The organism is Lysinibacillus sp. JNUCC 51, from assembly GCF_015999525.1.
Lineage (GTDB): Bacteria > Bacillota > Bacilli > Bacillales_A > Planococcaceae > Lysinibacillus > Lysinibacillus xylanilyticus.
Window position 1 is genome coordinate 3,857,576 of sequence record NZ_CP065545.1, and the last position, 19,388, is coordinate 3,876,963.

The following is a 19,388-nucleotide window of genomic DNA, read 5'->3' on the forward strand; positions in this document are numbered from 1 at the left end:
AACGGCAGTTACAAATATTTTTTGTACCAAAAGCGTATTTCGAAAGAGGAACTACAATTTTTCTGTCAAACTCTTAAATAAATCAGTTAAGGGATATAAATTAATTTTTGGGTATTCTCTCTTTGATTTCCTCAAGCACTTTTTCCGAATATATCTTCATTTCTTCTCTTACATTCTGATCGGAAAGTTTTTCATGATGAAAACTAATAGTTGTTTTATTGTTTGAACTCGAAATAATACGAACTTGAACTGTTGCTGCCTTTTCCCATTCTATCTTTTGCCAAGTCAGGCGAAGTTGCTGTAAAGGTTTAACAACTCGTATTTCACCATACCCTGATTTCGTGATATATTTTTGCCCTGGTTCAAGGATAATATTTTTACTCTCCCCTAACCATAAGTTTAATCCGTCTTGTGAAGTAACAAGTTTCCAGGCTTCTTCTTGGGAAATTGGGAATGTCCTTCTAACACCAACTTGAAATCCAACCGTTTTTGTTTGCCCTATAATTTTTGAATTTTCCATGTCAGTTCCTCCAATAACGATTTATTTAGCTCATGACCATACGAGTGGTTGATTTTCGTTCCGACTAAGCGCTTTTCTGGGGGCATTCGATGAACTACTAGGTTTCGCTGCAGGCTAAAGGAACTACATCTGCATTCATCTCACGACCCTCAGACATGGGCGTTTTCTTCTAGGCATACGTTTTAACAAATGTCACCCATAGTGATGAGCCGATTATTTGCCAGTAAAAATATTATTTCTATTTCCTTTCTATTAACTCCTTTTTTCATTCAGCAAAAATGTTCTTCATAGTAGAGTAATGAATCCACCTCTTTTTTTGTTTATTGAAAAATCTTTCGATGCAAAAATATTTAATATTGAAGTAAAACTTCGAAAATAACTATTAAATCAAATTGTAGTAAATTCGCATTTACACATCCTTTTTTACATATACTTATATATCAAATTGTAACAATATCGTCTTGTTTAAATTTACTTTTATACGTTAAAGAAAGAGGTGATGGTCGAATGAAAATTGTCAGTCATGTGATGAAAAAACAAATATTTCGAGCGATGGTTATTGGAGGTATAGTAGGACTTTTTGGTGTAGCTCTTTTTTTAGGTATTCTTCAAGCAAGTACTAAATTTTCTTTAAAAAATGATAGTACTGAGGTAGCCACTAAAAGTAATAATGGTAATTCAACCGGAGAAACAATTCCGACAGCTGGAGAGGCAACGAACGGACCAATGCTTTTTGCAAGTCAAGCAGGGGTCTATTCGAATTATGAAAGTGCAAGCTCGTTTGTATCTGAACATCCTTCATTAAAAGAAAGTGCTATTGTTGAGGTTGATGGAAAATTTTACATTTGGACAAGCGTGGTAACAGATGAAAGTCAGCTTGTCTTTTTAAAAGATCCGGCAACATTTAAAAAAGCATTTACTTTAAGCGGTGACAGTTGCAAGGAGGCAACGATTGCAGAACTTCCATCTGTGCTAGCTGACAAAAATGCAACAAAATTAAATTTTAAGGATAAATCGAAGGATTCTACTTTGCCTGCTGATTGGCAATCTATTGGAGCGGCAGCCTCTTCTATTTCAACTGATATCAGCATCGTTCGCTTACAAGTTCTTGCCCATTACAAATCGAAAAATGCTTGTCTTCAAGTGAAGTTTTAAGCACAAAAGATAGCGGAATTAGCATTATCTTGATTTTTAGAAAATTTTCAAATCCCAATTTCTCCGTTATGATAACTAATAAGGAGGAATGGTCAGATAATGTTTAAAACAAATCACAAGCTAGTGCTTGCTTCAGCTTCACCACGACGAAAAGAATTGCTTGCTATGCTAACACTCCCATTCGACATAATAACTAGTGAAGTGGAAGAGACAAGCGTTCAGGCAACTATAATGCAGGAGTATGTAAAAGGTGTAGCTCTATTAAAAACACGTGATGTGGCGAAAAAAGCTCCAAATGCCATAGTTATTGGAGCAGATACTATTGTTGTTTATGATGATGAGCTACTCCATAAACCTAAAAATCGTGAGGAGGCAATTTCTCACTTATTGCGCTTATCAGGTAAATGTCATGCGGTCATGACAGCTGTTGCAATTATTGAGCCGAACGGTAATGAAACTACATTCGTCGAAGAGACAAATGTTGTCTTTCATCATTTATCTCAGGACCTCATCGAGGCATATGTAGATTCGGGAGATCCATTTGATAAAGCAGGCGGTTATGGCATTCAAACTGCTGGAACTCTTCTAGTAAAACGAATTGAGGGAGATTATAACAATGTTGTCGGCTTACCACTTGCAGCGTTGTTTACGCAATTGGTAGCACTTAATATTATCCAATTTGCCAAGGAGTGAGGCTTTTTTGACAAATAAGGTTTTACCAAGGATGATGATACGTGACGTTAATATAGAGGATCGACCACGCGAAAGACTACGTAGACAAGGAGCTATGAGTTTATCTAATCAGGAGCTGCTGGCTATTTTACTAAGGACAGGCACTAAAGAAGAATCTGTTCTTATACTTGCAAATCGCGTACTAAGCGTTTTTGAACGTTTACATCATTTGAAAGATGCAACTATAGAAGAAATGGTTGCTATTAGAGGGATTGGTGAGGTTAAAGCCATTCAATTATTAGCGGCTATTGAACTCGGGAGACGTCTCGCACAGAAACATAGCGATGAAAAATATACAATTCGTTCACCTCATGATGCCGCTGCCTATTTAATGCCTGATATGACCTCACTGAAGCAGGAGCATTTTGTAGTTCTTTTTCTGAATGTCAAAAATCAAATTATTCACAGACAGACGATTTTTATAGGCAGTTTAAATGCTTCAATCGTCCATCCTAGGGAAATTTTCCGCGAGGCTGTAAAAAGATCTGCTGCATCTATTATTTGTGCACATAATCATCCTAGTGGCGTTCCAACACCAAGTGAAGAGGATATTGAAGTGACGAGAAGAATTTTAGAGGCTGGTTATATTATAGGCATAGATTTAATAGATCATCTTATCATCGGTGATCATCAGTTCATTAGCTTGAAAGAAAAAGGATACTTTTAATTTCATTCAGCGGGTGCCAAACATCCGCTGAATGAAATTAAAGCCTCCGGCGGATGTCACGGAATCGGCTTTGTGCGAGCACAAAGCCGATTCCGGACGTAATTATGCCGAGGCATAATTGATCTCTGCAATATATATTGCAGAGTTTTTTGATGAAAATTTTCAGGAGTTTCTGCGAGATTTACACGATTTAGAATTGTAAAGCAGTTGCCGCATCATTTCGGGAAGCTTCACAGTGTTCCGGGTATTATTTTAAAAATAAATATTTTTGTATTTTTTTGCGAAAAGCTAAAAATAAATGTGAACCTTTTTTTATAGAAAACGTTATTGTATTCGTAGAAATGTCTATTATATTCACAAAAATTGGTAGGCGATTACACGTTGTCTTACAAGAATAAAAATTATATGCTAATCTATACGTACTATTTTTGTTTAGGAGGGAATTAAAATAGTATCTTTTCCGCGAGAAGAGGTATGTGACACTACAAATTCTTGCGTTTTTCCGTTATAATGAACGGTATGATTTTATTTTTGTTCAGAAAAAGACTCTCACTCCATCAGGTGTGAGATAAATGAGTGTGTAGTTTTTTTTCAGTAGGTGTCTAACACCGAGTGAATGAAGATAAAGCCTCGGGGTTAAACGCGCCGGGGTATAAGTTGATGTCAACGAAAGTATGGCTTAAATAGAAAGGGAGTTCACAATTTGTTTGGATTAGGAAGTAAAGATGTCGGGATTGACCTTGGCACAGCGAATACATTAGTGTTTATTAAAGGGAAGGGAATCGTTTTACGCGAACCTTCAGTCGTAGCGAAAAATACAAAAACTGGAGATATTGTTGCAGTTGGTAATGATGCTAAAAATATGATTGGTCGTACACCTGGCTCAATCGTAGCAATCCGTCCTATGAAAGATGGCGTTATCGCTGATTTTGATATTACTACAGCAATGATAGAATACTATTTAAAAGAAGCTTGTAAAAATTCTGGTGGTAATTGGAAAAAGCCGAATGTTATGATTTGTGTGCCTTATGGTATTACATCGGTTGAACAACGTGCGGTTATTGATGCTGCTCGCCAAGCAGGTGCTAAAGAAGCATTTACAATTGAAGAACCATTTGCAGCAGCGATCGGTTCGAGCTTACCAGTATGGGATCCAACAGGGTCAATGGTCGTTGATATCGGTGGTGGTACAACAGAGGTAGCGGTTATTTCATTAGGTGGTATTGTAACAAGTGAATCCGTGCGTGTTGGCGGTGATGCAATGGACCAATCAATCATTTCGTATATTCGTAAAACATATAACTTAACAATTGGTGAACGTACTGCGGAAGCAGTAAAAATGGAAATTGGTACAGCGTTGGCTGAGGGTCCAGAAGATAGAATGGAAATTAGAGGACGTGACCTTTTAACAGGTTTACCAAAAACAATCGAAATTTCTTCACAAGAGATTTCTGAATCTTTACGTGAAGCGGTAGCATCTATTATTGATGGTGTTCGAAAAACGCTTGAACAAACACCTCCGGAATTATCTGCAGACGTAATGGAACGCGGAATTGTACTAACAGGTGGTGGTGCGCTATTAACGAATTTAGACAAAGTTATTAGCCAAGAAACTAATATGCCAGTATTTATCGCAGAAGATCCACTGGACTGCGTTGCTATTGGTACAGGTAAGGCTCTAGAACATATTGATTTAATTCGTGCACAACAAGTTAAAGGTTAAGGAGGTTTAGGCAATGCCACATTTTTTTTTCAATAAGAAATTAATTTTGCTGCTCATAGGCATGGTTTTTCTTGTGGCATTGATTAGCTTCTCATTACGTGAACGGACGAATGCAACTTTACCAGAGCAAATTATTAAAGACACTGTCGGCGTCGCACAATCTATTGTTGCGAAGCCGGCGAATTATATTACTGGTGTTATTAATAATATTGATTCCCTCTTAAACACGTACGAAGAAAATAAACGTTTAAAAGCACGCTTAGATGAATATGCAGCTGTACAAGCTGAGGCATCGGACTTGAAATCTGATATTAAAAAGTTTCAAGAGCTTATGGACAAATCGGAAAGCTTAAAAGCTTATGATCCGATTCATGCCACGGTTATTGCTAGAAATCCTGACCAGTGGGAAGAAAAAATTATTTTAGATAAAGGGTCTTCACATGGTGTAGAAAAAAATATGGCAGTTATGACAGCGAAAGGGTTAGTCGGTAAAATTACAGTAGTAACACCTTTCACCTCTGAGGTAGAGCTTTTAAATACAAGTAATCCAAACTATCGTGTTTCTGCGATGGTTCAAGGAGATAAACAAGCATACGGTTTAATCGAGGGCTATGATAAAGAGCATAATCAACTCATTATGAAGCGAATCGATTCAAGTTTAACTGTTAAAAAGGGCCAGCAAGTAGTTTCATCAGGACTTGGTGGTATATTCCCAAAAAATGTGCCAATCGGAGAAATTACTGAAGTAAGTACAGATGATTATGGTTTAACAAAGATGGCCTATGTAAAACCATCTGCTGATTTTTCAATATTAGACTATGTTGTTATTGCTAAACGTTCCGCTACTGTGATAGATGGATCTGATGGTAATTCTTCGAACGAGGATTTAACACATCCACAAAAGGGTAAAGAGGAGGCGGAATAATGGTTCGGTTTCTCATCCCCTCTGTGGCAGTTTTATTATTTTTAGTAGAACCAGAGTTTGCTATGCTTTCACCGATTGAAGTGAAAGGTCAAATCTTTTATTTAGTGCCGAGATTTTTAATCTTATATTTAATATTTATATCCATCTATTACAGCCGTCAACGAGCGGTAATGTATGGACTTTTTTTTGGTGTCTTGTATGATGTGTTTTACATTGATATTATTGGATTATATTCAGTACTGTTTCCGCTTATTTGTTTTATAGCAGGGTCTATTGTGAAAGTTATTCATCAGCACTTAGTTGTGACAACGACGATTTCAGTTGTTTTAGTAGCAATTTTAGAATTTATACTCTATCAATTCTTCTATCTTATCGACTTTACAACGATCCCATTATCGGATTTCTTACGTTCACGACTGCTGCCAACGATCATTGCTAATGCACTATTTTTAATGATTCTTGGTTGGGCCTTCAAGTATCTAATTAATGCGCGTGTCTTACAGAGAGCACGTGAAGTTTCTTAACAAAGAGCAACGTGGGGTGAGGCATTCATGAAAAAACAGTTAGTTAATATGAAGGGAACAAAGGATGGATTTGTTCTTCATTTAGATGATCAATGTGCGTATGTCGATTTAGTAGAAGAGCTTAAAAAGAAAGTGTCAGAAAGCGGTATCGATAGTAAAGTAGATGTACAATTATACTTGGGCTATCGATACTGTTCTGATGAACAAATCAAAGAGCTAATTAAAATTGTTCAAGAAACAGAGCAACTAATCGTTTCAAAAGTGCAAAGTGAAGTACTGACTGTCCATGAGAGCAACCAGAAAAGGCTTGAAAGTCAACAAGATACATATATTGGTGTGGTCAGATCGGGTCAAGTTCTGCGTTCGCAGGGAGATATTATTATAGTAGGGAATGTCAATCCGAACGGACGTGTAGAAGCGGGTGGCAATGTTTATGTCCTAGGTAAACTCAAGGGCATTGCGCATGCTGGTGTTCATGGTAATAAGGAGGCAATCATTGCAGCATCTCTTTTTGAAGCTACACATATCATGATTGCTGATCAGGTTCAGGCAATGTCGGACGAACATGTAAAAGCAATTAAACATGAAGAGATGACTTGTGCATTTATTGGCTATGATGGGCGCATTACGTACGATCAAATTCACGCGTTAAAAAATATTCGACCATTATTAAATGTGTCTAAGGGAGGTAGCTAGTGTGGGAGAAGCGATCGTCATAACTTCAGGTAAAGGCGGTGTCGGAAAAACAACGACAACGGCTAACCTGGGGACTGCATTGGCTCTACAAGGTAAAAAAGTATGTTTAGTAGATACTGATATTGGACTACGTAATTTAGACGTAATTTTAGGTCTTGAAAATCGGATTATTTATGATTTAGTAGACGTTGTTGAAGGGCGCTGTAAGATTCATCAAGCGTTAATAAAAGATAAGCGTGTAGATGAGAAACTATTTTTATTACCCGCTGCTCAAACGACAGATAAAAATGCTGTTAAACCAGAGCAGATGAAGAGCTTAGTAGAAGAATTAAAAAGAGACTATGATTATGTTTTAATAGACTGTCCAGCGGGCATTGAGCAAGGCTATCGCAATGCTGTTGCTGGTGCAGATCATGCAATTGTTGTAACAACACCAGAAATCTCTGCTGTGCGTGATGCAGATCGAATTATTGGCTTGCTCGAACAGGAAGAAATTTCTGCTCCTAAACTAATTATTAACCGCATTCGCCAGCATATGATGAAAAGCGGTGATACGTTGGATGTTAATGAAATTACAACGCATTTATCTATCGATTTATTAGGGATCATCGTAGATAATGAAGGGGTTATTTCATCATCCAATAAAGGCGAACCAGTAGTAATGGATCCGACTAATAAAGCATCTCTAGGCTATCGTAATATTGCTCGTCGAATACTTGGCGAGTCTGTGCCACTTATGGCAATTGAAGATGAACATAGAGGTGTATTTTCAAAACTAAAAGCGTTATTTTCAAGATAACCATCAGCCTTTTCGTGCATTTGTACGAGAAGGTTTTTTTCTTGTGCATGAATGGACATGCAACCTCATATAGTGTGAAAAAAGGATGAGGGCTTGTTTAAAAAATGGAAATGGTTGGTCACGATACTACTTGTGGCTGCAATTATGCTCGTAATTCGTTTAGAGGATCAAGGTGTATTGGAAACACCGGTGCGAAAACTTGTTACAACATCAGCAGATTTAACCTATTTAAGTGAGCTCGGACAAAGCTGGCTAAATAAAGAGGATACAACAATTTTGGTATCGAGTGATGTTGGGCAAACTGAACTATTATCATTTGCCAATGCGCAAGTTTTTAAGGAAGGTTTTTTATTGCAATATGACATGGGCCTACCGGTTTATGCAGGAAAGAATGGTCTTGTCGTTTTTACCGGTCATACAAAATATACTGGTAAAACAATGACAATAAGCTATGATGATGGAACAACAGTATCCTATGGCATGCTGGATAGTTTAGCACAACTCCCATATACAACGGTGCAGGCAAACGATTTAATCGGCATGAAAGAGGCGGGACAACTTTATATCTCGATTGAAAAAGATAAGACACAATATAATTTAGAACAGATTGTACAGTGGCTTGAAACAGCGGCGTCCAATGAAAATTAAACTGCATCTTCTATGTATCCCTCTCGTATTTCTAATGATTTTTACTGGTCAAATTGCTTATTACGCTATTATTTTATCTTCGTTATTATGGCACGAGGCGGGTCATTTGTTAACGGCAATGCTGTGTGGTGTTAAGGTGAAATCATGTGTTATTACACCTTACGGAGGGGAAATAGAATTTGAAAATCCAGCGGTTGTGCCTGCAACGTCACTCCTTTGGATTGCCTTAGGGGGACCAATCGCTACAATATTAGGGATTGGCCTCGCTTTTTTTATGCCAGAACTGCTTGCTACTAAACTTATTAATGTGCAACTTGTGCTATTAGCAATCAATGTTTTACCGATTATCCCGTTGGACGGTGGCAGAATATTTTTAGCGTGCTTATTTTTATTCTATCCAAGTGTTCGTGCATTGGAATATTACTACTGGCTTTCTCTTATAATTGCCTTTATACTATTCTTGATAACTTTATGTTATCTCCCACAATCTATTTTTTTAGCAATTTTATGTTTATTTATATGGCTTCAAGTGTTCAAGGAATGGAATTATCGAAAATATCGTTTAGCATTTGAGAAATATGTAATGAATAGATTGACTTAAAATAAATCGTGTGGTAATATTTTAATGTTATTGTTTGTAGCACCTGTGCTACTACAACCGCACTGGAAAGGTTTAAGTATCGTATGATCACCTTTATAAACAGGCGAGTCTGAGTCTATGAGGAGGTGCAGTAAAATGTACGCAATTATTGAAACTGGTGGTAAACAAATCAAAGTAGAAGCTGGTCAAGAAATCTATGTTGAAAAATTAGGTGTAGAAGCTGACGAGGTTGTAACTTTCGATAAAGTTTTATTCGTTGGTGGCGAAAACGTTAAAGTTGGAGCTCCATTCGTAGAAGGCGCTACTGTAACAGCTAAAGTTGTGAAAGAAGGCCGTGCGAAAAAAATCGTTGTTTTCAAATTGAAAGCTAAAAAGAACTACCGTCGTAAACAAGGTCACCGTCAACCTTACACAAAATTAGTTGTTGAAGCTATCAACGCTTAATTGTGAGGTGTAACGAATGATACAAGTTACGATTCATCACGATGAAAATAGACATGTGTCAGCATTTGAATTTTCAGGACATGCTGAATACGATGAATCTGGTAAGGATTTAGTATGTGCAGGAGCATCTACCATTGCCATAGGTACGGTGAATGCTATTTATGCACTATTACAATTACAGCCAGAAGTCGAACAAGCTGCTGAAGGTGGAGGCTATCTTAAGGTAGATTTACCATCAGATTTAGAGCCTGAGATTGATGCAAAACTACAGTTAATTGTCCAAGTAATGACTGCCCAAGTGTATTCTATGGTGCAAAATTACGGACAATACATCCAAATCAACTACAACCAAGTAGGAGGTGGAACACGATGAAATTATTATTAGCATTAGACCTTCAACTTTTCGCATCTAAAAAAGGTGTAGGTTCTACTAAAAACGGACGTGACTCTGAGTCAAAACGACTTGGTGCTAAACGTGCTGATGGCCAATTCGTAACTGGTGGTTCAATTCTTTACCGTCAACGCGGTACAAAAATTTACCCAGGTACAAACGTAGGTCGTGGTGGTGACGATACACTATTTGCTAAAGTTGACGGCGTTGTAAAATTCGAACGTTTAGGTCGCGATCGCAAACAAGTATCTGTATACCCAGCAACACAAGAAGCTTAATCTTTTATAAGATAACATAAAGCGGAGGACTGCATTTATTGCAGTCCTTTTTTTGGCTAAATTATAACTTCTTTCAGCAAGTGTTTTCTGTAGCGAAAGCGAAGCGGCAGCTACAAGTGTCTTTTGTACCGAAAGCGTAGCGACATGTACAGAATTCTATGAATGCCGTTTAAAGTCACTTTTACTTTTCAGCGCTTGTCCAAACATCCGCTGAAATAGAAGAACTCAGTCTAAGAACGCCGTCCAGTGGCAATTTATCTGTGCGAAAGCGCAGCGACAGCAACACGGTTTTATCTGTGCGAAAGCGCAGCGACAGCAACAACAACACACGACTGAGTGACCAACATCGTGCCGTGTTGCCGTTGCTGCTGCGCTTTCGCACAAAAAACATTTGCAGGCCTAAGCACAAAGCCGATTCCAGACGCAATTTATGCCGAGGCATAATTATTAAGGGAAAAATACAGCAAAACTTGTTATACTAGTAAGGATAACTTTATTGGAGTGAATGGGATGAACAATCAATCACTAACCATTAGTGAAGTATTACGTTTTGCAAATCATGATTATGTGAATCAACTTCAGCTTATTCGCATGAATCTAGATTTAGGTAGAATTGATGAATCAAAAAAACTAATTCAAGAGTATTCAGAGCAATTACAAGTGCTTTCTATCCTTAATCGTCTACAATTACCACGGACAATAGAATGGCTTCAAACAGGAGGCTGGCGCTACCCTTCATTACCAATGAAGCTAAGCGGTGAGATAAAAAAGCCTGTCACAAATACTATTGATTCGGATGTTGTAGACTATTTAAACAAAACAGTTATGCATGTTTATGATACATTAGATCCATTTACAGAGCAGAGCTTAGCGCTCGATGTACGTGTTGACGATCATACATTTGCCGTGACATTCACGCTAAATGGGCTATGGAGTGCTGATGCATTCACCGAAAAAGGTTTGAAACAATTAGACATTCAAACAATTGAACAGACGAATTCGTGCTGGCAATATGTATTGAAAGCAAATAGGGAGTGAACTAAATGTTTGTCGATCACGTTAAGATTTATGTAAAAGGTGGCGACGGCGGGGACGGAATGGTTGCCTTCCGCCGAGAAAAATATGTACCGAATGGTGGTCCAGCTGGTGGTGACGGCGGACATGGCGGTAACGTAGTATTTGAAGTTGAAGAAGGCTTACGAACATTAATGGATTTCCGCTATAAACGCCATTTTAAGGCTGACCGTGGTGAGCATGGTATGAGTAAAGGAATGCACGGTAAACGTGCAGACGATTTAATCGTTAAAGTACCACCAGGCACAGTCGTAATGAATGAAGAAACAGGCGCTGTTATTGCCGATTTAGTCGAGCACGGTCAACAAGCGATTATCGCAAAAGCTGGCCGAGGTGGCCGAGGAAATTCACGCTTCGCAACACCGGCAAATCCAGCACCAGAACTTTCTGAAAAAGGTGAGCCAGGACAAGAATTAAATGTTATATTAGAGTTAAAAGTTTTAGCAGATGTTGGACTAGTAGGTTTCCCAAGTGTTGGTAAATCAACGCTTTTATCTGTTGTTTCTGCTGCGAAACCAAAAATTGGTGCATATCATTTTACAACAATTGTCCCGAATTTAGGGATGATTGAAACAGACGATCATCGAAGCTTCGCGATGGCTGATTTACCTGGTCTTATTGAAGGAGCACACCAAGGGGTAGGCTTAGGTCATCAGTTTTTACGACATATTGAACGTACACGTGTTATTGTCCATGTAATTGATATGTCTGGAATGGAAGGCCGTGATCCGTACGAGGATTATTTAACGATTAATGAAGAGCTAAAGCAATATAATCTTCGTTTAACTGAGCGTCCACAAATTATTGTTGCTAATAAAATGGATATGCCAGATGCAGAAGAAAACTTAGAGGAATTCCGCAAAAAAGTGGGAGAAGACGTTCAAATTTTCCCAATATCAGCTGTTTCACGTCAAGGTTTAAAAGAGTTGCTATTTGCTATTGCCGATTTACTTGAAGTAACGCCTGAATTCCCTCTATATGATGATTTAGAAGAGCAATCAGACGCAACGGTAATGTATAAACATGAAGCAAAAGGTGAAGATTTCGAAATTACACGTGATGATGATGGCACATTTATTATTAGCGGATATGCAATTGAACGCCTATTTAAAATGACTGACTTTAGCCGTGAAGATGGTATTCGCCGTTTTGCTCGTCAATTGCGTGCGATGGGCGTGGATGAAGCTCTACGCGAACGCGGAGCGCAAGATGGCGATACAGTTCGTCTGCAAGAGTTTGAATTTGAATTTATCGATTAAGACAAGAGTTTTAGGGGGAAGCGTATGAAGAATGTTGCGAATCAGCGATATTATTTAGTTCGTGAAGATGTTTTAACGGATGCTATGCAAAAAACTTTGGAAGCGAAACACTTACTTTCAAGTGGTTCGGTATCTTCCATTTGGGATGCGGTAAAGCAGGTGGATTTATCGCGTAGTGCGTTTTACAAATATCGTGATGCTGTATTTCCTTTTCACTCAATTGTGCAGGAACGCATTTTAACAGTCTTTGTACAGCTTCAGGACCGTAAAGGAACACTTGCAAAGCTTTTAGAAACAGTGACAATTACGCATTGCAATGTACTGACTATCCATCAAACAATACCGATTCAAGGACGAGCTAATGTTACATTGTCATTAGATGTAACTAGTATGACATGTGACCTTGATGATTTAATACAGCAACTCAAACGTCTAGATTTTGTAGAGTCAGCGGAAGTAATTAGTTCTGGTGCATTGTAATGACTAAAAGCAAGCTTGAATTTTTGACAGAATGTAAATAAGTTCAAAAGGAGCAGTCCCATGTGATGTAAATACATCGCCTCATGGGACAGCTCCTTATTCTATAACAAAAGAGAAAATTCATAGAAAGAAAAAAATGGATAGAAAGTCATAAAGAGAGATTCCATAATGTTTGGGAAGCTTCATATTATGCCTTACCGACATTTGATGTAGAATAAAAGGAGTTCTCAGAAACTAAAAATTCTAAATTTTTACATTAGTGAAATTTAAAAAGAAGTTGAGGATAAAATTTATTAGAACGTTGTCATGTATATAAGTTGATTGGAGAGGAGACTGCGCGACTCCTTGGGGATCAGCAATAGAGGAACGAAGGTTAAAGCCATCACTTCCTTTGATAACGCCTTCGTGACCAACATCCAACACGACGCCCCCAGGAAGCTTTGCTCTGCGCGAAAGCGAAGCGTCAGCTATAAAGCGCACAGTCGGAACGGAAATCAACACCACGTTATGGTGATGAGCCAATTTAATATAAAATCAAAAGCTACAAGTTGTAGTGAAGGAGGTAGATGTAATGACAGAGCAACAATGGGAACAACGAATTGGATATTTAGGACCTGAGGCATCATTTACATACTTAGCAACAAAGGCAACCTTTCCGAATGAGTGGCTTATCCCTTGTTCTACAATTCCAGAATGTATTGAGGCAGTAGCTGAGGGGAAGGTAGATTTAGCAGTTGTACCACTAGAAAATGCTTTAGAAGGATCTGTATCGCTAACGCTCGATTATCTATTCCATGAGGCAACCCTATACGTTACAGGTGAGCTTCTATTAAAAATACAACAACATTTAATGGTCAATAAAGCGCAAAAGGACAATTGGGAATCGATTACCGGTGTTTATTCACATCCACATGCTCTAGCCCAATGTCATAAATACTTATTTTATCGTTTCAGCCATGTTCCGTTACATCAAACGACATCAACAGCAGCTGCTGCAAAATTTGTATCCGAAAATCCAAACGAGTGCATTGCGGCGGTTGGAAATGCAGCGGCAGCAGTTAAATATGGCTTAGAAATTGTTCAACCTGATATTCATGATTTCCATTTTAACCATACACGCTTCTTTGTATTATCAAAGCAAAATAGACGACTGCCACAAGAATTATCTGATGGACAGGCGAAGACAACTTTCATGATTACATTGCCAACGGACCGTTCAGGGGCATTACATCAAGTATTATCAGTATTTGCATGGCGACAGCTAAATTTAAGTAAAATCGAGTCACGACCATTAAAAACTGGCTTGGGTGATTATTTCTTTATGATTGATGTATTAGCTGATGAAAAGGAACCTATGATGCGCGGGGCGATGGAAGAACTAGCTGCACTTGGTTGCAAGGTGAAGTCACTTGGTACATACTTTACTTATCTAACGTCGGATGAGTAATAAAAGTGGCTAGGAGGAATCGTTGTGGGTGGCATTATTTTGTTTGATGGAGTGTGCAATTTTTGTGATAGTAGTGTGCAATTTATTATCAAATATGATCAAGCAGAGTATTTTCAATTTGCATCCATCCAAAGCGATGCTGGGCAGGCATTACTTGCACAATTCGAAGTACCAGAAAATATTGATAGTGTCATATTAATTGAGCATGGAAAGGTATATTTTGAATCCGCAGCAGCACTTAAAATCTGTAGGAGATTAGATAGTTTTTGGCCTGTTTTTTATATTTTCGTCATGATTCCGTCATTCATACGAAATAAAATATATCGAATATTTGCTAAAAATAGATATCGTCTTTTTGGACGAAAAGAAGTATGTTTATTGCCAACACAATCGCAACGAAAAAGATTTCTCTAACTTTGAAGCTATCCAAATAATGTGGATAGCTTTTTTTAACGGAAAATGAAACAGTAATTTAGCTGCTTTGGTCCAGGGCCTAATTTGTGACACTAATCGCCCAGTCGCCATTCCAATCAACTAATATATCCGGTTTATACTTTATAATAAATTTCACTACCAATTCTTGAAGAGGGGCCATAAATAAGAAACAAATGAAATAACTATAAATCATATTTTTTGTGGTAAAAATATCACTAAAAACCCTAAACATTTACGTATGTTTTCTATAAAAAAACTGCAAGTCTCCGTGGAGGCTAGCAGCTTTTAATCATTTATTTGATTTTCCACCTTATTGAAGCAAAGTTCGTTCAATTATTGATCTACAATTAAATAGCCCTTTTTTTGTAAAGTTAGTTCAATTAAATCTAAAATTTCCACAGAAGGAGCAGAAATAACATGAAGATGTGTACCACCTGTTAGTTCGGATAAATAACTAGCCTGTGTTTCGTTGACACGCTGAATAAATCTTTTTACTTCATGACGGTTAGAAACCATAATGGATGCGGTAATTTCCCCATAAATTGGGTGTTCAACAATAACATTTTTTACTGTACCACCGCAATCAACTATTGTTGTAAGTTCGTCTTCCGCATCCTCTGCAGTGTGGAAGCAAGGAATTGCACGTTCAACAGTTTGATGTAATTGTTCCTGATGCATATAAAGATATCCTTGGCTAGTTGCAATAATAGGTTCATTTCTAGCCTTTAATAATGTCATATCATTGACAATGACTTGTCTAGAAACATTAGCGAATTTAGCTAGGTCCGTCCCTGTTATAGGTGCTGTGCTTTTTTTTAGTTGTGCTAGGAGTTGCAGTCGGCGTTCTTCGCCTAACATTTTTTTCATAAGAGATCACCTCTGCCTGTAATAAAGGAAGCAGTTTTCCTTAAAAACTAGTGTACCATGAAGCATTTCCACATGCGTGAAATTTTTGTATCCAAATGAAACATTGAACATATGATACGAAGAGAGGAAGGGAGGAAAAAATTGCGTATTCATATTGTCCAAAAGGGAGACACGTTGTGGAAGATTGCGAAAGAGTACGGAGTTTCGTTTGAAGATTTAAAGCGACTTAATGCGCATCTTGCTAATCCAGATTATATTGTACCGGGCATGGAAATTATCCTACCTGAAAAAATGCATAGAGAAGGACATAGAGAGGGGGGACATAGAGAAGGACATAGGGAATCAAATAAAGAGGGGCATAAGGAACACATGCACAAAGAACATATGCACAAGGAGTCACCTACAAGGCACGTTAAAGAAAAAGAAGTTCAAAGACCAACGCCACCACCAATCATTGTACCACCACCACCAATGCCAGAACCACAGATGATTCCAATTCCATATCCAATGCCAATGCCGATGCCTCAGCCAGCTCCAGTTGAGCTTAGCTGGAATCAACAAGTTGTCATGCCAAGTGTAGAGCAAACTGTATCACCAATTCAAATTCAACCACAGCCTGTAGCCCAACCAGAGGCGCCACCACCAGCACCGATGCCGCAACCGATTTTTATCATGCCACAAATGCCAGCAGTACCACATTGTGCAAGCTGCCATCAGCCCGTGCATCATCATATGTATTGGCCGATGCCAATGCAACCGCAAGTTGAGGCTTATACAATGCCAGAGCAACCATCATGTGATATGGGATGCGAAAAAGTTGCTGGGGATTTCTTAGAATCTAGTACATCTCCATTCTTCCCTATGAGCCCTGAATATCAGCAAATGCCGGAAATGGAACAGCCCTGTGGTTGTCATGCACAACCAGTCATGATGCCAAATTGGCAAATGGACCCATGTTGCTGTCCACCACCATGTCCGCCACCATGCCCAATGCCATGTCCATCACACTGCCATATGCCGTATTCGTCAGTAGGACAATGGATGTCACCGCACTATTTCCCAGGCGGGATGACGCCTTATCGATGGTGAAAAAGCGTATATCATTGAAGAAGTAAAGCCGAATATTTGGAAGTATAAATATCAATCCAAAATTTATTTTGTGAAACGAGCAAAGCAAATAGAAATAGCAGAAAAGGTAAGGGTTATCCATCGACAGCTTGGACATCTAGAGCCCTCATTGATCTTACCTTTAATGAAAAGTGATGATGAATATTTAATCGTGCAAGATTGGCAAGAAGGAAGTCATAGTGCTAATTTTGCACATAAAAAGGATCGGAAGGAATCACTAAAGCTATTAAATACGTTACATGATACACATAAAAAAATTGCTTGGCAGCGGGTGCCAGGTTTGCATACCTATTCACAGCTTTTAAAATGGCAAATGCGTCATATGCGTTTTAAGAGCAGAAGGAATGAATTTCGTGCATTTTTAACAAAAGAAGAAATCAATCAAATTTCACATTATAGCGAGAAATCGTTACAGCTAATCGCTCAGGAAGATGTACATGAAAAAGAAATAACGCTTCTACATGGAGATGTCGTCCATCATAATTTTTTATGGTGCTCAGATGGGGAATTACGTTTAATTGATTTTGATTTGGCTCACCTTGGTGAAGCGGATGATGAATATATTTTATGGTTGCATCGTGTATTGCCAGCAGTAGATTATGACCTTGGTAAAATATTTGCTGAGCTACCAGAGTTGAAACGATTAGATAAAAGAAAGCTACATCGTTTAAAATATCCAAATGAGCTATTACGTGAATGGCTTTTTGCAGTAGATTTACCATTAGATCAACAGTTGGTATTTTTAGATTATTTAGTGCCATTTACAAAACGAGCTCTCACATATTGGCCAAAACTGTGGTACGATATTGATAAAATGATAAAGAAATGACCGTCTTTTGGCGGTCATTTTTGTATGTGCAAGACTACTTGTGTTATTTCTTATTGTCGAGCATTCGTTCGTAATATGCTATAATCGAAGACGATGATTGTGAGGGATTATAGAATGTATGATTATTTAAAAGGACAAGTAATGCGTATAACTCCAGAGTATATCGTCCTTGAGCAGCAAGGGATTGGCTGGCAGCTAAATACACCAAATCCATTTGCGTTCCGGACATCTGCGCTTGAGCAACAAATTTTTGTTCACTTGCATGTACGTGAGGATGCACAAGTGTTATATGGTTTTCCAAATTTAGACCAACGAGAGCTGTTCCGTAAGCTTATTTTAGTGTCAGGAATTGGACCGAAGGGTGCACTTGCTATTTTAGCTACTGGGAATCCGCAACAGGTTATCAGTGCCATTGAACGAGAAGATGAATCGTTTTTAGTAAAGTTTCCTGGTGTGGGTAAGAAAACTGCACGTCAAATGATTTTGGATTTAAAAGGTAAACTCGGCGGATTGCTGGATACTATTGAGTTGCCAAGTACAGAAGATGAATTACCGTTATTTGGTGTAAATCCATATAAACATGAGCTTGAAGAAGCTACTCTTGCCTTAATGGCACTTGGTTATTCTGAAAAAGAATTAGAAAAAATACGTCCACAACTCGAAGAGAACGACAAGCTTGAAACAACAGATGCATTTATGAAACAAGCTTTACAATTGCTATTAAAGCTAAAATAGTGAAAGGGGGGGAAGTACATGTCTGAACGTATGATGGCTAGTGAGGCAGGTAGCTATGATGAACAGTTTGAATTATCTTTACGGCCACAAAGATTAGCACAATATATTGGTCAACATAAGGTAAAGGAGAATTTACAAATTTTCATTGAAGCGGCAAAGCTTCGTCAGGAAAGTTTAGATCATGTGCTGTTATATGGACCGCCTGGACTTGGGAAAACTACATTAGCTGCTGTTATTGCTAATGAAATGAATGTCAATGTGCGCATGACTAGTGGGCCTGCGATCGAACGTCCTGGAGATTTAGCAGCTATTTTAAGCTCACTGGAGCCAGGGGATGTGCTCTTTATCGATGAAATCCATCGCCTGCCTCGTGCAATAGAAGAGGTGCTTTACCCTGCCATGGAGGATTTTTGTCTAGATATTGTCGTTGGTAAAGGCCCTGAGGCACGTTCTGTACGACTTGATTTACCGCCATTTACACTCGTTGGTGCAACAACAAGAGCGGGCGCATTATCAGCACCTTTAAGGGATCGCTTTGGCGTATTATTGAGATTGGAGTATTATGATAATACGTCACTTGCAGAAATTGTTGTACGTAGTTCGCATTTATTTGATGTTGAGATTGAGCAAGTAGCAGCACTTGAAATGGCGACACGCTCGCGTGGAACACCTCGTATTGCCAACCGTTTGCTAAAACGAGTGCGAGATTATGCACAGGTGCTCGGAGATGGTATGATAACGGAGGGTCTTGCTAAGCAAGCGCTTGAGCTATTACAAGTCGATCCTAGAGGGCTTGACCATATTGACCATAAACTTGTGACCAATATGATTGAGCGCTTCCGTGGTGGCCCTGTAGGCTTAGATACGCTGGCAGCATCTATTGGTGAGGAGCGCGTAACGATTGAAGATGTGTACGAGCCATATTTGATGCAAATTGGCTTTATACAGCGTACGCCACGTGGACGTGTGGCAACACATTCAGCCTACGAACATTTTGGATATGAATATCCCCAACAAACCTAGAAGAAGGA

24 protein-coding genes and 1 other annotated feature are annotated in these 19,388 nt (G+C 38.5%); of the genes, 22 read left to right on the top strand and 2 right to left on the bottom strand.

Features of this window, described 5'->3' with window-relative positions; translation table 11 throughout:
- Window positions 1–100: 100 nt before the first annotated feature.
- Entirely contained in the window at window positions 101–520 is a 420-nt protein-coding gene (locus JNUCC51_RS18575; RefSeq protein WP_337989219.1) for an SRPBCC domain-containing protein, read from the bottom strand.
- Window positions 521–1,027: 507 nt separating this feature from the next.
- Here JNUCC51_RS18575 and JNUCC51_RS18580 point away from each other — a divergent pair.
- From JNUCC51_RS18580 to JNUCC51_RS18665, 18 genes are all read left to right on the top strand, one after another.
- Window positions 1,028–1,675, top strand: coding sequence for a hypothetical protein (locus JNUCC51_RS18580; protein WP_337989220.1), 648 nt, complete (start codon window positions 1,028–1,030; stop codon window positions 1,673–1,675).
- A 99-nt stretch (window positions 1,676–1,774) separates the two neighbouring features.
- On the top strand, window positions 1,775–2,368 hold the full coding sequence (locus tag JNUCC51_RS18585; RefSeq protein WP_337989221.1) for a Maf family protein: 594 nt from the start codon (window positions 1,775–1,777) through the stop codon (window positions 2,366–2,368).
- A 34-nt stretch (window positions 2,369–2,402) separates the two neighbouring features.
- Window positions 2,403–3,074, top strand: a complete 672-nt coding sequence (radC, locus tag JNUCC51_RS18590) for a RadC family protein (RefSeq protein WP_337992260.1) — start codon at window positions 2,403–2,405, stop codon at window positions 3,072–3,074.
- A 703-nt stretch (window positions 3,075–3,777) separates the two neighbouring features.
- On the top strand, window positions 3,778–4,797 hold the full coding sequence (locus JNUCC51_RS18595; protein ID WP_337989222.1) for a rod shape-determining protein: 1,020 nt from the start codon (window positions 3,778–3,780) through the stop codon (window positions 4,795–4,797).
- 13 nt (window positions 4,798–4,810) lie between these two features.
- Window positions 4,811–5,722, top strand: coding sequence for a rod shape-determining protein MreC (gene mreC / locus JNUCC51_RS18600; protein WP_337989223.1), 912 nt, complete (start codon window positions 4,811–4,813; stop codon window positions 5,720–5,722).
- Complete coding sequence (gene mreD, locus JNUCC51_RS18605) at window positions 5,722–6,246, top strand: rod shape-determining protein MreD (RefSeq protein ID WP_337989224.1); 525 nt, start codon at window positions 5,722–5,724, stop codon at window positions 6,244–6,246. The genes mreC and mreD overlap by 1 nt, the downstream gene beginning before the upstream one ends.
- A 27-nt stretch (window positions 6,247–6,273) precedes the next feature.
- Window positions 6,274–6,942 carry a septum site-determining protein MinC gene (gene minC, locus JNUCC51_RS18610; RefSeq protein ID WP_337989225.1) on the top strand — a complete coding sequence of 223 codons (669 nt, stop codon included), beginning with the start codon at window positions 6,274–6,276 and terminating at the stop codon, window positions 6,940–6,942.
- A 1-nt stretch (window position 6,943) separates the two neighbouring features.
- Window positions 6,944–7,741 (top strand): septum site-determining protein MinD, encoded by a 798-nt coding sequence (minD, locus tag JNUCC51_RS18615; RefSeq protein ID WP_337989226.1) that lies wholly within the window; start codon window positions 6,944–6,946, stop codon window positions 7,739–7,741.
- Window positions 7,742–7,834: 93 nt separating this feature from the next.
- A complete protein-coding gene (locus tag JNUCC51_RS18620; RefSeq protein ID WP_337989227.1) occupies window positions 7,835–8,389 on the top strand; it encodes a M23 family metallopeptidase in 555 nt (184 codons plus the stop codon).
- The gene (locus JNUCC51_RS18625; protein ID WP_337989228.1) at window positions 8,379–8,990 is read left to right on the top strand and encodes a zinc metalloprotease; all 612 of its coding nucleotides are present in this window, start codon (window positions 8,379–8,381) and stop codon (window positions 8,988–8,990) included. The genes JNUCC51_RS18620 and JNUCC51_RS18625 overlap by 11 nt, the downstream gene beginning before the upstream one ends.
- 45 nt (window positions 8,991–9,035) lie before the next feature.
- Window positions 9,036–9,111, top strand: a sequence feature (ribosomal protein L21 leader region).
- A 14-nt stretch (window positions 9,112–9,125) separates the two neighbouring features.
- Complete coding sequence (gene rplU, locus JNUCC51_RS18630; RefSeq protein WP_036124117.1) at window positions 9,126–9,434, top strand: 50S ribosomal protein L21; 309 nt, start codon at window positions 9,126–9,128, stop codon at window positions 9,432–9,434.
- Between the two features lie 16 nt (window positions 9,435–9,450).
- Entirely contained in the window at window positions 9,451–9,807 is a 357-nt protein-coding gene (locus JNUCC51_RS18635; RefSeq protein ID WP_068983764.1) for a ribosomal-processing cysteine protease Prp, read from the top strand.
- Complete coding sequence (gene rpmA / locus JNUCC51_RS18640; protein ID WP_024363181.1) at window positions 9,804–10,103, top strand: 50S ribosomal protein L27; 300 nt, start codon at window positions 9,804–9,806, stop codon at window positions 10,101–10,103. The genes JNUCC51_RS18635 and rpmA overlap by 4 nt, the downstream gene beginning before the upstream one ends.
- Window positions 10,104–10,613: 510 nt before the next feature.
- Window positions 10,614–11,141 carry a Spo0B domain-containing protein gene (locus JNUCC51_RS18645; protein ID WP_337989229.1) on the top strand — a complete coding sequence of 176 codons (528 nt, stop codon included), beginning with the start codon at window positions 10,614–10,616 and terminating at the stop codon, window positions 11,139–11,141.
- Window positions 11,142–11,146: 5 nt separating this feature from the next.
- Entirely contained in the window at window positions 11,147–12,436 is a 1,290-nt protein-coding gene (obgE, locus tag JNUCC51_RS18650; protein WP_337989230.1) for a GTPase ObgE, read from the top strand.
- Between the two features lie 24 nt (window positions 12,437–12,460).
- Window positions 12,461–12,916 (top strand): ACT domain-containing protein, encoded by a 456-nt coding sequence (locus JNUCC51_RS18655; RefSeq protein ID WP_049667666.1) that lies wholly within the window; start codon window positions 12,461–12,463, stop codon window positions 12,914–12,916.
- A 571-nt stretch (window positions 12,917–13,487) separates the two neighbouring features.
- Window positions 13,488–14,363 (top strand): prephenate dehydratase, encoded by an 876-nt coding sequence (gene pheA / locus JNUCC51_RS18660; protein WP_337989231.1) that lies wholly within the window; start codon window positions 13,488–13,490, stop codon window positions 14,361–14,363.
- Between the two features lie 24 nt (window positions 14,364–14,387).
- A complete protein-coding gene (locus tag JNUCC51_RS18665; RefSeq protein WP_337989232.1) occupies window positions 14,388–14,777 on the top strand; it encodes a thiol-disulfide oxidoreductase DCC family protein in 390 nt (129 codons plus the stop codon).
- 354 nt (window positions 14,778–15,131) lie between these two features.
- On the opposite strand, the gene JNUCC51_RS18670 is transcribed toward JNUCC51_RS18665, so the two are convergent.
- Window positions 15,132–15,665, bottom strand: coding sequence for a transcription repressor NadR (locus tag JNUCC51_RS18670; protein WP_337989233.1), 534 nt, complete (start codon window positions 15,663–15,665; stop codon window positions 15,132–15,134).
- 141 nt (window positions 15,666–15,806) lie between these two features.
- Here JNUCC51_RS18670 and JNUCC51_RS18675 point away from each other — a divergent pair, with 141 nt between their 5' ends.
- The 4 genes from JNUCC51_RS18675 to ruvB all read left to right on the top strand — a co-directional run bounded on the left by JNUCC51_RS18675 (window position 15,807) and on the right by ruvB (window position 19,380).
- Complete coding sequence (locus tag JNUCC51_RS18675; protein ID WP_337989234.1) at window positions 15,807–16,754, top strand: LysM peptidoglycan-binding domain-containing protein; 948 nt, start codon at window positions 15,807–15,809, stop codon at window positions 16,752–16,754.
- A 70-nt stretch (window positions 16,755–16,824) separates the two neighbouring features.
- Window positions 16,825–17,622, top strand: a complete 798-nt coding sequence (locus JNUCC51_RS18680) for a phosphotransferase (protein WP_337989235.1) — start codon at window positions 16,825–16,827, stop codon at window positions 17,620–17,622.
- A gap of 114 nt (window positions 17,623–17,736) precedes the next feature.
- Window positions 17,737–18,357, top strand: coding sequence for a Holliday junction branch migration protein RuvA (gene ruvA, locus JNUCC51_RS18685; RefSeq protein WP_134018684.1), 621 nt, complete (start codon window positions 17,737–17,739; stop codon window positions 18,355–18,357).
- A gap of 18 nt (window positions 18,358–18,375) precedes the next feature.
- Entirely contained in the window at window positions 18,376–19,380 is a 1,005-nt protein-coding gene (gene ruvB, locus JNUCC51_RS18690; RefSeq protein ID WP_100546104.1) for a Holliday junction branch migration DNA helicase RuvB, read from the top strand.
- Window positions 19,381–19,388 lie beyond the last annotated feature (8 nt).